Origin of the sequence: Lachnoclostridium sp. An131, assembly GCF_002160825.1 — a bacterium.
Lineage (GTDB): Bacteria > Bacillota > Clostridia > Lachnospirales > Lachnospiraceae > Laedolimicola.
In genome coordinates, this window is record NZ_NFLI01000025.1 from 1 (window position 1) to 15,917 (window position 15,917).

11 protein-coding genes are annotated in these 15,917 nt (G+C 51.7%); 5 read left to right on the plus strand and 6 right to left on the minus strand.

Annotated features, from left to right (window positions below; translation table 11 throughout):
• Positions 1 to 213 precede the first annotated feature (213 nt).
• The 4 genes from B5E77_RS15780 to B5E77_RS15795 all read left to right on the plus strand — a co-directional run bounded on the left by B5E77_RS15780 (position 214) and on the right by B5E77_RS15795 (position 6,360).
• Complete coding sequence (locus B5E77_RS15780; RefSeq protein WP_162609725.1) at positions 214 to 2,847, plus strand: transglycosylase domain-containing protein; 2,634 nt, start codon at positions 214 to 216, stop codon at positions 2,845 to 2,847.
• A gap of 174 nt (positions 2,848 to 3,021) precedes the next feature.
• Complete coding sequence (locus tag B5E77_RS15785) at positions 3,022 to 4,203, plus strand: cation diffusion facilitator family transporter (protein ID WP_087166327.1); 1,182 nt, start codon at positions 3,022 to 3,024, stop codon at positions 4,201 to 4,203.
• 91 nt (positions 4,204 to 4,294) lie between these two features.
• A complete protein-coding gene (locus B5E77_RS15790; protein WP_087166328.1) occupies positions 4,295 to 4,957 on the plus strand; it encodes an HAD family hydrolase in 663 nt (220 codons plus the stop codon).
• Entirely contained in the window at positions 4,954 to 6,360 is a 1,407-nt protein-coding gene (locus tag B5E77_RS15795; RefSeq protein ID WP_087166329.1) for a putative bifunctional diguanylate cyclase/phosphodiesterase, read from the plus strand. The genes B5E77_RS15790 and B5E77_RS15795 overlap by 4 nt, the downstream gene beginning before the upstream one ends.
• A 13-nt stretch (positions 6,361 to 6,373) precedes the next feature.
• On the opposite strand, the gene B5E77_RS15800 is transcribed toward B5E77_RS15795, so the two are convergent.
• Positions 6,374 to 7,423: a J domain-containing protein gene (locus tag B5E77_RS15800; protein ID WP_087166330.1), complete on the minus strand. Its 1,050-nt coding sequence runs from the start codon at positions 7,421 to 7,423 to the stop codon at positions 6,374 to 6,376.
• Between the two features lie 198 nt (positions 7,424 to 7,621).
• On the opposite strand from B5E77_RS15800, the gene B5E77_RS15805 reads away from it, so the two are divergent.
• Complete coding sequence (locus B5E77_RS15805) at positions 7,622 to 8,272, plus strand: hypothetical protein (RefSeq protein ID WP_087166331.1); 651 nt, start codon at positions 7,622 to 7,624, stop codon at positions 8,270 to 8,272.
• Between the two features lie 97 nt (positions 8,273 to 8,369).
• On the opposite strand, the gene B5E77_RS15810 is transcribed toward B5E77_RS15805, so the two are convergent.
• The 5 genes from B5E77_RS15810 to B5E77_RS15840 form a co-directional block, all read right to left on the minus strand.
• Positions 8,370 to 9,815: a CotH kinase family protein gene (locus B5E77_RS15810; protein WP_087166332.1), complete on the minus strand. Its 1,446-nt coding sequence runs from the start codon at positions 9,813 to 9,815 to the stop codon at positions 8,370 to 8,372.
• Positions 9,816 to 9,861: 46 nt separating this feature from the next.
• On the minus strand, positions 9,862 to 11,112 hold the full coding sequence (locus B5E77_RS15815; protein WP_087166333.1) for a PepSY domain-containing protein: 1,251 nt from the start codon (positions 11,110 to 11,112) through the stop codon (positions 9,862 to 9,864).
• A 297-nt stretch (positions 11,113 to 11,409) separates the two neighbouring features.
• Entirely contained in the window at positions 11,410 to 12,453 is a 1,044-nt protein-coding gene (locus B5E77_RS17040; protein ID WP_162609726.1) for an anti-sigma-I factor RsgI family protein, read from the minus strand.
• On the minus strand, positions 12,453 to 13,175 hold the full coding sequence (locus B5E77_RS15835; protein ID WP_087166337.1) for a sigma-70 family RNA polymerase sigma factor: 723 nt from the start codon (positions 13,173 to 13,175) through the stop codon (positions 12,453 to 12,455). The genes B5E77_RS17040 and B5E77_RS15835 overlap by 1 nt, the downstream gene beginning before the upstream one ends.
• Before the next feature lie 407 nt (positions 13,176 to 13,582).
• Positions 13,583 to 15,835, minus strand: coding sequence for a glycogen/starch/alpha-glucan phosphorylase (locus B5E77_RS15840; protein ID WP_087166338.1), 2,253 nt, complete (start codon positions 15,833 to 15,835; stop codon positions 13,583 to 13,585).
• Positions 15,836 to 15,917 lie beyond the last annotated feature (82 nt).

The following is a 15,917-nucleotide window of genomic DNA, read 5'->3' on the forward strand; positions in this document are numbered from 1 at the left end:
GAATAAATTACTATAGTTCGCAACAACGGCAGAAATCGCTGTAGCCCAGTAAATACAAGGGATACAGCGATTTTTTCTTTACTTAACTGTCAAAGATGGGATTATATCATAATAACAGCTTAAGAAAAACATGTGAAATTGTGAATTTTCAATTTACCCTTTATTCCTTGGAAAGTTTTTGCTATAATGAAACGATGTAGAGGAGGAACGAAGATGAATTATGGAAAACGCGGAACTTCTAAAAAGCAGAAGTCGATGCACTCCAAAGCTACAAAGGTAAGAAAAAAAGCAAGCGTTATTTTTATAAAGGCTTTTCTGATCTGCCTGCTTATTGTGGGCGTTGCGGGCGTATGCGCCGGGGTCGGAATTGTAAAAGGTGTGATTGATAACGCGCCGGATATTGACAGCACCACGGTAATTCCCCGCGGCTATAAGTCTGTGATGCTGGATGCGGAAGGCAATACCATGGCGGAGCTGGTCACAGCCGGATCAAACCGTGTCTGGGTAGACATTGAAAATATACCTGAGCATGTGCAGTGGGCCTTTATTGATATCGAGGACGAGCGCTTTTATGAGCATAACGGTATCGACCTGAGAGGAATTATGCGTGCGGCGGTGACGATGATCTCCAGCGGCTTTAAGACGACGCAGGGCGGAAGCACGATTACCCAGCAGCTTTTGAAAAACAGTGTGTTTGACTTCATGAGCGAGGATACGTTTGTTGAGAAGGTGGAACGAAAGCTGCAGGAGCAGTATCTGGCCATAGAGCTGGAAAAAATCATGACCAAGGAGGAGATCCTGGAGGCCTATCTGAACACCATCAACCTGGGGCAGAATACGCTGGGCATTCAGGCTGCCTCCAACCGGTATTTTAATAAAGACGTCAGCGATCTGACGATCTCGGAGGCTGCGGTGATTGCGGCCATTACCCAGAATCCCAGCAGATACAATCCCATCAGCCACCCGGAGGATAATGCGGGCCGGCGGGAGGAGGTTCTGGATTCCATGCTGGAGAATGGACATATCACTCAGGATGAGTACAATGAGGCGATGGACGACGATGTCTATGAGCGGATTCAGACGACAAATGAAAGCACGGGTACGGCAGAGGTTTACTCCTACTATGTAGACGCCACGATCGAAGAGGTCATCAAGGATCTGCAGGAGGTAAAGGGATACACGTCCCAGCAGGCCTACAACCTGGTCTACAATGGAGGACTGACCATCGAGACTGCTCAGGATCCCGAGATTCAGGCCATTATGGATGAGGAGACCTCGGATCCGGAGAATTATCCGGAGAATATCAAGTACGGGCTGGAATACGCCCTGACCGTGGTAAAGCCGGACGGTGAGCAGATTAACTACAGCAAGGAAATGATGGAAAAATATTTCCAGGAAAACGAGTATGCGGATTTTGAGCTTCTGTTCGACAGCGAGGAGGATGCGATGGCCCATGTAGAGGCCTATAAGGAAGCGCTTGTAGAGGAAGGCGATACGGTTTACGAAAGCATCGACATTACGATTCAGCCTCAGATTTCGATGGTAGTGATGGATCAGGCGACCGGTTACGTGAAGGGTATTGTGGGAGGACGCGGCGAGAAGACCGCCAGCCTTTCCCTGAACAGGGCGGTAGATACTGTGCGCCAGCCTGGTTCTACATTTAAGATTGTATCGACGTATGCGCCGGCTCTTGACTCGGCCGGGATGACCCTGGCGACGACCCAGTATGATGCGCCCTATTACTATAATAATGGAAATGGCCGTGAGGTTCGAAACGCCAACAGAAGCTACGGCGGCTGGATGTCGCTGCGCACTGGTATTATGAATTCAGTGAACATCGTAGCAGTGAAAACGCTGACAGACATCACGACGCAGCTTGGAGTCTCCTATCTGGAAAACCTGGGCTTTACGACTATCCAGACCGAGACCACAGAGGACGGCAAGAACGATTACGGGCAGACGCTGGCTCTGGGCGGATTGACGAACGGCGTGAAAAATATTGAGCTGACGGCTTCTTACGCGACGATTGCCAACGGCGGTGTCTATACAAAGCCGGTATTCTACACGAGGATTCTCGATCATGATGGAAATGTGCTGATTGACAACACGACGTCTTATACGAGAACTGTGCTGAAGGACACGACCGCATGGCTTCTGACCAGCGCCATGCAGGATGTAGTGAGCTCGGGAACCGGTACAAGAGCAAACTTCTCGGGTATGAGTATCGCCGGAAAGACTGGTACGACTACAGATAACGTTGATGTCTGGTTTGCAGGCTTTACGCCTTATTATACAGCCAGTGTATGGGCCGGATATGATAACAACCACAAGCTGAACAGCAGCGCCGGAGAGACCCGGTATCATCTGAACATCTGGAGAGAGGTCATGTCCAGGATTCATGAAAACCTGGAAAACAAGAGCTTTGAGATGCCTGATGGAATCACGAGCGCGACGGTGTGCTCGGCGTCCGGAAAGCTTCCGATTCCGGGAATCTGTGATGGAATGATGCGGACAGAATATTTTGCCGAAGGCACGCAGCCTACGGAATACTGTGATGTGCATGTGACAGGAGAGGCCTGCGTGGAGAGCGGTGCACTCGCGACAGATGCCTGCCCGACTCACGAATACCGTATTATCACATTGATCCCGGAGGACAACAGCGTATCAGGCTCACCGCTTGTGGCGAAGCCCTGCAGCCTCCATCCGGGCAACGTGATTGGAGCAGCCATCAGCCCGCTGACGAACGGAACGCCGACGACGGATACGACGGCGCAGATTGACACGGGCGGCGACGCGGCGTCAGGAGAGACCACGGATCCCAGCGCGCAGATCGATACAGGACAATAATGGAATACAGAAGTTGAAATGGAAAAGAAGGAGCTTCCCTGCGGCAGAGCTGCACAGAAGTCCCTTCTTTTCTTGTCATTCAGGGAAAACTGTGCTACAATGGCGGATAATGCGGGAAAGCAGGAGACATTCCGGCTTCGGAAGCCTGCTTTTATGATAGAGGAGTGAAATATCATGATTCATCTGTTGGTCAGAAAATTCGTGAAAAATTATGAAAATATAGAAGACGCCAAGGTGCGTACCGATTACGGAGTGCTTGCCAGTGCCCTGGGCATCATTTGCAACGTGCTGCTGTTTGCGGGAAAGCTGGCTGTCGGAGTGGCGGTGCGAAGCGTGTCTGTCATGGCAGATGCGTTCAACAACCTGTCCGACGCGGCTTCGTCTGTAATAGGCTTTGTAGGCGTGAAGATGGCTGGAAAGCCGGCAGACAGGGAGCATCCCTTCGGACACGGGAGAATCGAGTATATCGCGGCTCTGGTCGTGGCATTTCTGGTTCTCCAGGTGGGCTTTACGTTTTTCCAGAATTCGATCGATAAAATCCGCCATCCGGAGGATCTGAGCTTTGAGCTGGTTCCTATGCTGATTCTTCTGGCGTCCGTGTGCGTGAAGCTGTGGCTTGGATATTTCAACAGGGTGCTGGGGAAGAAAATCAACTCCAGCGTGATGCAGGCGACGGCAGCGGATGCGATGGGGGATGTGGTTACGACGCTTGCCACCATAGCCTCAATCCTGTTTTTCCATTTTACAGACATCAATATCGACGGCTTTGTAGGACTTCTGGTGTCCCTGGTGGTGATGTGGGCCGGTGTCGGTATCGCCCGGGATACGCTGGAGCCGCTGATCGGGCAGCCGGTAGAACCTGAGACGTACAGAAAAATCACGGAGTTTGTGGAGAGCTATGACGGCATCCTGGGAAGCCATGATCTGATTGTGCACAATTATGGGCCGACCCGGAGCCTGGCTTCGATTCACGCGGAGGTCCCGAATGATGTGGACATTGAGACCTCCCATGAAATTATTGATCGAATCGAGAGGGACGCGGCCAAGAAGCTGGGCCTGTTTCTCGTGATCCATATGGATCCGGTGGCAGTAAAGGATGAGAGGGTGACAGAGCTGAAAAACCAGGTGTCCTCTGTGCTGAAGCAGATAGACGACCGTCTCTCTCTCCATGATTTCCGCATTGTGGACGGAGAACACCAGATCAACCTGATTTTCGATGTGGTAGTGCCGCATTCCTACATGGACAAAGAGAGAGACAGGCTTCATATGGAGATCCTGGAGAAGGTCAGCGAGCTGGATCCCCGGTATCAGTGCGTGATCACAATGGAAAACGGATATGTAGCGGAAGAGGCATAAGAGGAAAGAGTGCCCGACGGAAAGAGTCTGTCCTTGCCAGCGGCGGGATTTCTGTGTAAAATGAAGATAGATAAATGCGGAGGAAAAGGATATGTACCATACAATTCTGTTTGATTTGGACGGCACATTGACAGATTCATGTCTTGGAATTACAAACGCCGTAGCGTACGCGCTGAGAAGGTGCGGCATCGAAGAGAAGGACATCAATGTGCTCAAAAAATTTATAGGGCCGCCCCTGAACGCTTCCTTTGCGAAATATTATGGCTTTCCGCCCGCAAGGTGCGATGAAGCGGTGGGCTATTACAGGGAATACTATATAAAAACCGGTATTTATGAAAACAGAGTGTATGATGGCATAGAAGAGCTTCTTGCCTGGCTTAAGGATACAGGGCGGCGCGCCATTGTGGCGACTGCGAAGCCGGAGCCGGCAGCGCTGCTGGTGATGGAGCATTTTAAGCTGGCGCCGTATTTTGACGTCATAGCAGGAGCTTCCATGGATTACAGCCGTGTGGAAAAAAGCGATGTGATCCGGTATGCGCTGGACCGTGCGGGTATCAGTGATCTGTCAGAGGTCGTGATGGTCGGAGATCGGGAAAATGACATCCAGGGAGCAAGGGACAACGGGCTGGATTCCATCGGTGTGCTTTACGGGTATGGAAGCCGGGAGGAGCTTTTGGAGGCCGGGGCGCTGCAGATTGCGGAAACAGTAGAGGATCTGCGCGCCTGCATCGGAAAACGGGCAGAGGGCGAATGAAAAGACAGGGAAAAAAGAACAAAACACTGCTGATTGCCGGAGGCATTTTTCAGCTGCTGCTTCTTCTTTTGGCTTTTATCTGCCGTCTTATGTGGAAGAACAGCAGGAACCTGAAAAAGCTGGCGTATTATGATCCGATAACCGGGGCATACAATCTGGTCCGGTTTCGCCAGATCGTGGAGCAGAACATCGAGAACGACAAAAATTACAGCATCATTGCGCTGAATGTTCATCAGTTCAAATTTATCAATGAAATATATGGACGGGAGCAGGGCGACCGCGTTCTGCGCTGCATTAAGGACAGGATAGAGCAGAATCTTGTGGACGGGGAGGTATTCTGCAGGGAAAACGCAGATATCTTTTATCTGTATTCCAGGGATACGGACAGGGAGAGGCTGGAGAGCCGTCTGAAAAGGATCATGGAAGAGGTGTCCAAAGCGGAAGAGGGCAGGTATGGGGACTATCAGATTCTGATGTGCTGCGGGGCCGCGATCTCGACAGAGGATGACGATGAAAATTCTCTCGATCAGATGATGAGCCATGTTATGCTGGCGCTTGTGCGGGCAAAGGACGTTCATCAGAACAACGTCTGGTTTTTTGACAAGGAGCTTCACCGGAAAGAAATCATGGACAACTATGTGGAGACGCATATGAACCAGGCGCTGAGAGACGGAGATTTCCGGCTGTTTCTGCAGCCTAAAATTCTGCTTTCCTCTCAGAGGACCGCAGGGGCGGAAGCCCTGGTCCGCTGGATTAAGCCGGACGGCAGCATGATCTATCCGGATCAGTTCATACCGCTGTTTGAGGCAAATGGATTCTGCGTGCAGCTGGACAGGTATATGGTGGAAGCCGTGTGCAGGCAGCTGAAGAGCTGGATCGACAAAGGAATGGATCCGGTTCCTGTCTCTGTGAACCAGTCCAAGAGGGCGTTTTATGAGAAAGATTACCTGCTCCGGCTGACAGAGCTTGTGGAGAAATATCAGATCCCTGCAGAGCTGATTACGCTGGAGATCCTGGAGGGCTTTGCCTTTAAGAATGTGGAAGAGGTGAACCGAAAGATCGAGGAGCTTCAGGAAAGAGGCTTCCGGGTATCCCTGGACGATTTTGGAAGCGAATATTCTTCGCTTAACACGCTTGGAAAGATTCGGATTAACGAGCTGAAGCTGGACCGCTGGTTCCTGCAGGAGGCTGCAGAAGGGAAGAACGGAAATGCAAGGCTGATTATGGAGCAGATCGTACAGCTTGCGCATAAGCTGAATATTCCTACGGTCGTAGAAGGAGTGGAGACGCTCGAGGATCATGAAATGATAAAAGAGCTGCAGTGTGATTACGGCCAGGGCTACTATTACAGCCGGCCGATCAGTGCGGAGGAGTTCTCGGCACGCTATCTGCAGCAGGGCTGAGAGACGACGGCTGTCAGAGAGCCTGGCGGTATCGTGTCAGCAGCTGTTCGATTTGCAGGTTCAGGCTTTCTGGCCTGCCGTTCCCGATTTCGGGGAGAAGCTTTACCCAGAGATGAAGACGCTGGTATCTGCCGGCGCCTTTTTTCTTTTCTGCGCCAGAGCTTTTTTCTCCTGCCTGGGACTGTGGACCGGGCGATTCCTGAACCTGTATCCGAACCTGGACCCGCCTCTGCTCGAAAAGCGGAATGATCACATAGTACAGCCGGTCATCTGGAAAGGAGAGATAGCCGAGAAGCTGGCCGGATGGGTCTTTCAGATACAGTCTGTGCCGGCGCAGCCCGGCAGGGCTGAGGAGAGCTCCTTCCTCCGGAGCCGGAGCACCGGCCTCTGTTTCCAGCATGGCTGAAAAATAGAAAATAGAAGCTCCGTTTTTATCCGCTCTCTGTTTTCTGGAAAGATCACGCAGCAGAGCAGAGCTGTCAATGAACTGCTGCGCCAGCAGGTAGACAAGCTCTGCAAGCGTTTGGGAACGGAGAGCTCTGCGGGCTGGAGATGGAGAAAAGGCAGAGGAGCCCTCCTGCCCGTAAAAGCTGTTTTCAAGTGTGTCCAGAAGTCCTTTTGCGCATTGGGAAATGCTGAGCAGAAAGAGTGGAAAATCCTCCTCGGTGGTCCACTGGTATTTTCCCCTTGCAATGCAGAAATTTCCGAGGACAGTCCCTTCCGAATCTTCTGCGTAATGCAGAATTTCACGTTCTGTATATGCCTGCGGGTTGACGGGGGCATTCCATGCGGCGCGGCTCTTTTTCCGAAAAGCGCTGCTGCCTTTTTCGGCTGCCGGGCGCTCCTGGGACGCAGAGGCGTTTCTGCTGCCTCCCTGCTTCAGCAGGCTGTAGGCCAGATTGATTTCCTGAGCCCGCAGCGTGTGGCTGCCGCAGCTGCCCCCGGAAGGGTCTGCGGCGTCAGGATGTGCCTGCAGCATAAGGCGGCGGTAGCGTTTTTTGATTTCCTGCATATCTGTTTCCGCGGAGATTCCGAGGATGCGGCGGGCTTCCTGTTCAGTCATGGCGAGGCTCCTTTGAAAAGATAGTACCAGTATACAGAAAAAGCGGTTTTTTGTAAACGGGGAGGGTTTATCCAGAATTTACAAGCTTTTAACAGCTTCCTGATAGCGCTTTTTTCAATGAAAGCCGTATAATAACGGAAGAAGAGCAGAGCTTTCAGAGACTGTGTTATCAGCCGGCTTGAGCAGGAGGGGAAAGAGATGAATGTTTGCGGTTCTATATTCGGCATGTTCGCGGCGAGCCGCCGGGCATACAGGCAGAAATGTACGGTTCAGACGGTGGGATTTATCAGTGAAGTGCGCCGTACCGGAAAGGTGGTAAAGAATGTCCCGCAGATGCTGATTCTGCTCAATGCGCTGGATGAGGAGGGGAATTATTTTCAGACCTCGCTGAAGCGCCTGGTGCCAGGTCATCAGATCCCGCTTCTCGTGCCTGCAGCGGCAGTTCCCATCCGTTATAACCCGAAAAACAGGGCGCAGGCTGTCTTTGATCGATATCCGGATGCAGCGAGGCTCCAGGAGCTTCTTGACAGGCATGAATACAGCAAGCATCCGGGCAGTACGCCTTTGGAGGAGCGCCGGGAGATAAACCGGAACGGGGTGGAGAAAAAGGCGCTGCTGGAAGGCTTACGTCTCACGGGAAATGAGGAACAGGGCGATCGGGAGGCGGAGATCACGATCCGCTTTTTCAACGGAGACAGGAAAAGCTCCACGGCCAGAAGGCGGATGTATCTCAATGACAGGGTTCTGGAGAATCTTGCAATTGGAAGATATGTGAATATCCGGATTGTGCCGGAAAAGAAGAATCTGTTTGCATTTGTGGTCCCTGCAAATCACATCTGTCCGATGTGACAGGCGGCCGCAGAAAACGGACAGCCCGTGCTGCTGTCCGTGTGAATGAATATCGGGCGAATCCATATCAGGCCCCCGGCAGGCCGGGCCGGAACCGTTACTGCGACAGGAGTACGTGTTCCAGCGCCTCGGCCTGCTTTTCTTTTGCGTTTTCCAGATCATCGAAGTCACCCAGATCCTCCAGACGGATACCGGAGGCGTCAACTCCGGCGTCCGGCTGTTCTGCCTGTTCCCGAAGCGTTGCGGGAATCGTGCCTTCCAGCTGACCCCGTATGCTTTCCGCCCGGAGCAGACAGACCTGCTCCAGAGTATCGACAGCCAGCCTGTGGTCGTCATAGGAACAGAATGAGGTGGGGTCCTTCTGCACATAGGGAGCGATCAGGGCTGCTTTTTCCTGAAGCGTCTTTTCAAACAGCCCGCTTTCAAAATATTCAGAAATAAACTGGTCAAAATATGCACGGTACAGGGCAAAGTATTTGTCATGCTGCATCAGCCTGTGGTACAGAGGCCGGTTCAGCATGATTTCCCCCTCCGCCGGTGTATGGATGGGATAATTGATCAGGATATCCGGGTCCTTGATCGGGTCTGTCATACCCAGCGCGTAGGTGCCGAAGGCAAGGTTGTAATCCCAGGGCAGGATGCTTAAGATACCGTCCTCTTCATAGAGAAAATAATTGTGTCCGGTGTGCCCGATATAGCTGTCCCAGTTCATGACGAAAACCTGCACGGTAAAATAGCGGAGAACTTCGTCCACGTTGACAGCTGTCTCCAGATTCTCGCCCGTGGACAGGGTCTTCAGGGCCTTTATCAGACGTTCTTTGTCCGTGCTGGAGGGCTCGAATTTTGCGTTGTCGAAGATGCCGGGATAGCTGTCCGGATTGTCGTCAATGTATTTCAATGCCACATCGGCGTTTTCGTCATTCAGAGAGCGGTAGTCCGGCTTGTAAAGAATGCCGTGGTCGTTTCCGAAATTTCTGCGGGCGAAAGCCTCTTCCGGTTCCTCTATGGCCAGAAAAAGGCCCCAGCTCTCTCCGTTTACCGTGACCTGGACGTAGCTGCACAGCGGCGTGGGCACGCCCATAAACTCCATCATGTCATAGGTCATGAAGGTCTTCAGGTAGCTGTTGTCCTGAAAGGAAGCGTCCAGAGAAAACTTATCCAGCCCGTAGTAGCTTCCGCTGTCCCGGTACTGGTCAAATTCCAGCTTGAGGCTGTAGCGGTAAAGTCCGTAGTCCTCTGTCAGATGCAGGGAGTTGTTGCCCTTGGCGCGCAGGCCGATGTGGCGGAAGGTCTCTCCGTCGATTGTGACGTCGCAGGATACATACTCTTCCTTTGCCGCGTTTCGGACAAAGCCGCCCCAGTCGTCAATCTGAATGTCTATCGTATGTACCCTGCTGTCGTCAAAAAGCTTCGACGCATAGGCCGGCGGGGAGCCTGCCTCGGAAGGTTCAGGCTCTCCGCCGGATATCAGCAGAACGATAAGCAGTATGAACAGGCTTGCCGTACAAAGGAAGAGTTTGTTATTGTGCCAGCGTTTTCTCATCTTTTCTGCCTCATGGAAGGAGTTGGGGCGTCAGGGCGTTTTCTGATTAATCGTCATCATCGTCGCTGTAGTTGCTGCCGCCGTCGTCATAATTGGTGCTGCCGTAATTGGTGCTGCCGTCATCGTAGTTGGTAGTGCCGCTGTCGTCATAGTTGGTGCTGCCATCATCGTAGTTGGTAGTGCCGCCGTCGTCGTAATTGGTGCTGCCATAGTCAGTCACACCATCGTTATTGGGGCCGTAGTCGGTGTCATTGTAGTCGGTTACGCCATCGTTATTGGGGCCGTAGTCGGTGTCATTGTAGTCGGTTACGCCATCGTTATTGGGGCCGTAGTCGGTGTCGTTGTAGTCCGTCACACCGTCATTATTGGGGCCGTAGTCGGTGTCATTGTAGTCGGTTACGCCATCGTTATTGGGGCCGTAGTCAGTGTCATTGTAGTCCGTCACACCGTCATTGTTGGGGCCGTAGTCGGTGTCGTCGTAGTTGGTGCTGCCTGTGGAGGTCTGTGCCGGAGTTCCGGTCTGAGAGCCGCCCTTGTGCTCTGCCTTCAGGACCTTGCCGGTCACTGCGTCTACGTCATATTCGTACTCTACGCCGTTCGCGGTGAATTCCAGTTCAAAAATGGCAGTTCCGTCGTCGTGGTCGAATTCCTTGTCGTCGAATACGGCGTCAGCTGCGCTGACATCGGCCTGGGCCAGAGCGATTTCCTTTGCCTTCTCCAGAGTGATATAGGGAGAGAGCTTTTCCGCTGTGGTATAGGTCGGGTCGTAGTCGTCATCGTCAATCGTTACGATATCAGAGGTCAGGTTTAAGCCCTTGACTGCGCTCTGTGTGCTGGCGCTCATGCTCTCCAGGAAGTCGTCGCTGGGAAGCACGGAGCCGGGTTCAATCTGAACGACGATATTTTTCTGATGTCCGTCGATATCCTCTACAAAGTAGCCGGCGGAATGAATTTCCGTAATCAAGTTTTTGAGAACCTCGTCGCAGTTCTTGCCAATCTCATCCTGGCTGGCTTCCGCGATCTTTTTGCCGTCTTCATTTCTTCCTGTGATTGCAGTGACGATACCTTCTTTGTCGTAATCAATCTGAATCTCCGGGTTGACGCTCAAAACAAGGATTCCTGTTTCGGCCAGCGCGGTGCTTCCTGCCTCGGCGGGAGCCTCTGCTGTGATTTCCTCAGCGGATGTCTGGGTACTGCTGTCGGATGCTGTCTGCTGGCTGCCGCAGCCGGTCAGAAGGGCAGTGGAAAGAATTGCCAGGGAAGAGACCGTTACCAAAAATGTTCTTCTAAACTTCATATTTCATTTCTCCTCTCGATTTTCATTTTTTTGATTTTTCATAATGAGTTGAGCGTTTTTATACAATGCATTGTGATTTGTTTTTTTTCTAACGCTTTTCTTTTACCTTACACTTATAGATTACGACGGCCGATCTGGAAAAACGGGGTAATCCATAAAATTTTTTAAAAAATTTTTCGGAATTTTAAAATTCCAATCTTAAGGGAGAATTTTCGGGGACTGGTTCTGTTTTTCAGCCATACAGGCGGACACGGACAAAGCCGCGTCCGCCTGTATGTGGAAGCAAGGGGAAAGATATCAGTCATCACCGTCATCGTCATCATCACCGTCATCGTCATCATCACCGTCATCGTCATCATCGCTGTCGTCGTCATCACCGTCATCGTCGTCATCACTGTCGCTGTCGCCGCCGTCATCATAATTCGAATCATCGTAATTTGAGTTGTCGGAAGCGGGAGCCTCCGTCACGGGCTCGGCCGGAGCCGTATAATCGGTGACGCCGTCGTTGTTAGGGCCGTAGTCAGTGTCGTCGTAGTCGGTAACGCCGTCGTTATTAGGGCCGTAGTCGGTGTCGTTGTAGTCGGTGACGCCGTCGTTGTTAGGGCCGTAATCGGTGTCATTGTAGTCGGTGACGCCGTCGTTGTTAGGGCCGTAGTCGGTATCATTGTAGTCGGTGACGCCATCGTTATTAGGGCCGTAATCGGTGTCATCCGCAGCGGGGGCGGCCGTTTCTTGGGTACTCTGGGTACTTTCGGTCTCTCCGGTCTGATAATTTGTGATTTCGACTGTTATTGTGAAACGGTTTTCCAGATGCTTTAGCACCTCTGTCTGCAGCTCTTCGCCGTATTTCTGAATCAGAGCATCGTCTGGAGCGTCGATAGAGAAGGAGATTTGTCCTCCTTCCGACAGAAAGCCCATTTCTATGGCCCTGTCTATCAGCTCGTCGGTTACGGTTACCTTGTCTTTGCCTTTTCCGTCATAGCCCTCCAGCAGTGCTTCTCCGTCTTCGTTGATGCCGTCCAGCCGAACCACGCTGCCTTTCCGGTTCAGCTCCATCTGAACCTCCGGGTTGATGGTGAGATAGATGGAAGAGTAGGAGACAACGTTATTCTGGTAATAATTGAAGCCAATCAGCAGCAGGAAGCAGGCTGCCGCCGCGGCCATGCCGCTGCGGGCCCAGCGCATCAGATTCCGCTGTTTCGCGGGCTCCTCTTTCATCAGAACCGGGTCGTGTACAATCTGACCTGTCTCATAGTGAAGGTTGGCCGCTTTCAGAAACCGGCCCTCTTCGTCCAGAAGGACCGCGTAGCTGGGGTGGCATTCCATAACCATATAATTCATCACACTGCCACTCCTTTCATTACCTGTGTTAAATGTCCGCGTATAATTTCGTATCCGTTGGTATAGACCAGCAAAAGAGCGACCATGTATTTTCTGTGGCGTTCCAGCGTCTTGCGCTCCGTACCGCTGCCCTCGCAGAGGCGGGCGATGGGAAGACGCTTTGTCTGAAGGAGCTCTTCCAGAAGCTCAGGGTGCTCTTTGGCATACCAGAGCGCTTTCCGGCAGGCCTCCAGCGTCCGCTGCTGCTTTGGGCAGTTCTCCGCCACGTCCGTCAGGCTGACGCCGAACTCCTGCATCTGTCTGGTAAGCTCCTCAATTTCCGTGCGGGTGGCCTCCCGGATTACAAGATTCTCATTGTGGTCGGCCTCGTCCGCGATCGTATCTCCAAGCGGCGTATCCTCTTCGCCGGCAGGAGTGTCCAGAGAAATTACATTGTTGTGCTTCTGCTCTTTGCGGTGATAATCGATCAGACGGCTTTTGATCAGCATGGCCGCGTATTTCAGAAATGCGCCGCGGGAATGGGAGTATCCGCGGATGGCTTCATGGAAAGCGATCATGGCGATACTCAGTTCATCGTCGTGCCCTTCCATGGGCGGGCGTTTCAGAAATTTTGCGGTTTCCGCCTTGATAAACGGCATATAGGAGCCGATAAGCCGGTCTGCCGCTTTCATGTCTTCTTTTGCTGCATACACCTGTTGGATGATTTTGTGTTCATCATTCATACAACAGTTTCCCCCTGTATATAGAATACGGCCGGTTCTTCTGAAAACCGGGGCCGCTGCATTATAAATTTCTGCTTTTTGATCAACAAAGGCACACACATCTTTTATGGCTGTGTGTGTCGGTGTCTGTAAAGCAGACTGCAATTAACATCATTATACAGGATATCGGAAGGAACTGGAACCGGGTAATATAAAGATTCCGTAAAGTAAAGGTAAAATATAAGTAAAGGGAATGGCGGAGGGCAAAAAGCTCCCTGCCGGAAAGCCTGCCTCGGAAGCAGGAGATTTTCTGACTGGAATGCAGCGTCGGTGTACCGGGGACGTATTGCCCTTTGGCACACCGACGCTATGATGACATGAAAAATTTTTATTTATCTGTGGCGTGTTTGTCTGCAGACGAGTAATCCTTACAGATGCCAGATATCGCGGTTGTACTCTTCAATCGTCCTGTCGGAAGAGAAGAAGCCAGCCTTGGCGATATTGACCAGAGCCTTTTTTGCCCAGGCCTTCCGGTCGGTCCATGCCTGAAGCGCCCGCTCCTTCGTTTCCTTATAGGAATCGAAGTCCAGAAGGGTCATAAACCAGTCTTTTCCAATCAGCTCGTTCTGCAGTCTCTCCAGATTTTCCCGGCAGCCGACCTTCAGCATTTCCTCTCCTGTAATAAAGTCGACAGCAGCCTTGATGGCCGGATTCTTTTCGTAATAGTCCCTGGCCACGTAGTCGGCTTTCGCGTAGTGGCTGATGACCTCGTCACTGGAAGCGCCGAACACAAAGATATTGTTGTCGCCGACGCACTCGTGGATTTCCACATTCGCTCCGTCCTCTGTGCCGAGGGTGACGGCTCCGTTCAGCATGAATTTCATGTTTCCGGTACCGCTGGCCTCTTTGGAGGCGAGAGAGATCTGCTCGGAGATATCACAGGCAGGGATCAGCCTTTCCGCCATCGTCACATTGTAGTTTTCCACCATGACGACTTTGAGCCAGGGGCTGACCTCCGGATCGTTGTTTATGATCTCCTGCAGGCACAGAATCAGGTGAATGATATCCTTGGCAATCACATAGGCGGGAGCGGCTTTTGCCCCGAAAATCGCTGTGACAGGAGCGGCAGGAATTTTGCCGGCCTTGATTTCCAGGTACTTGTCAATGATGTAGAGGGCGTTCAGCTGCTGGCGCTTATACTCATGGAGACGCTTGATCTGGATATCAAAGATGGTATCCGGGCTGATTTCCAGATTCTGCGTTTTTTTCAGGTATGTGCTCAGAGCTTCCTTGTTTTTCTGCTTGATTTCCAGAAGCTTTTCGAGCACCTTTTCGTCGTCCTGGTACGCGAGCAGCTTTTCCAGCTCGGACGCGTCCTTTTTGTAGCCCTCCCCGATGGTTTCATCCAGGAATTCTGTCAGGAGCGGATTGCAGTGGAGAAGCCAGCGGCGGAAGGTGATTCCGTTTGTCTTGTTGTTGAACTTCTCCGGGTAGAGCCGGTAAAAGTTGTGAAGCTCCGAATTTTTCAGAATCTCGGTGTGCAGGGCAGCTACGCCGTTTACGCTGAAGCTGTAGTGAATGTCGATATGCGCCATATGGACGGTATCGTTTCGGTCGATGATGGCTGTACTTTCATCATCGAATTTTCTTCTTACTCTGTCGTCCAGCACCTCGATGATCGGCACAAGCTGGGGTACGACCTTTTTAAGATAAGCGATGGGCCATTTCTCAAGAGCTTCCGCAAGAATCGTATGGTTGGTATAGGCGCAGGTTCTGGATACCACGTCGATGGCTGTGTCCATATCCATGCCGCGGGCTGTGAGCAGACGGATCAGCTCCGGAATCACCATGGTCGGATGCGTGTCGTTGATCTGGATCGCCGCGTAGTCAGGGAGATCATAAAGCTGGCATCCCCTGGCTGTGCACTCGTCCAGAATGAGCTGAGCGCCGCTGCTGACCATGAAATACTGCTGGTAAATGCGCAGAAGCCTTCCCTGTTCGTCGCTGTCGTCCGGATAGAGAAAGAGGGTCAGGTTCTTTTCAATGTTTTCCTTATTAAAATCGATTCCATCCGCTACAATGGAATCATCCACGGAATCCAGATCAAAAAGGTGAAGCCTGTTTGTTCTGTTGCTGTAGCCCGTCACTTCGATATCATACATTCTCGCAGTGACCTTCAGGCCGCCGAATTCTACGGGATAGGTCACATCTGTTTTGTTCAGCCAGGACTGCTCCTCGATCCAGGGGTTCGGCGTCTCCTTCTGGAGATGATTCTCAAATACCTGCTTAAAAAGTCCCAGATGATAATTCAGCCCGATTCCGTCTCCGGCCAGGCCCAGCGTGGCGATGGAATCGAGGAAGCAGGCGGCCAGACGTCCCAGTCCGCCGTTTCCCAGGGAGGGTTCCGGTTCAAATTCCTCGATCTGGCAGAGGTCTTTTCCGTTATTTTTCAGAATCTCCTTGACCTCTCCGTAAATCCCGAGATTAATCAGATTGTTGGAGAGCAGCTTTCCGATCAGAAATTCTGCTGAAATGTAGTAAACCTTCTTTTTTCCATCCGTCCGTTCTCTGCCTGCCGCTATTTCCTGGACAAGAGACAGGAGCGCGGAATAAATTTCTCTGTTTTCAGCCTGAGAAACAGGCTTTCCAAGATAGTGCTCCAGTTTTTCCTGAATACCCATTGCAAATCTCCTTTCAAAATGTACGAAAACCTTTTATCTCTATTTTAAACAGAGATTCCCCGAATTTCTTGCAAAATACGGT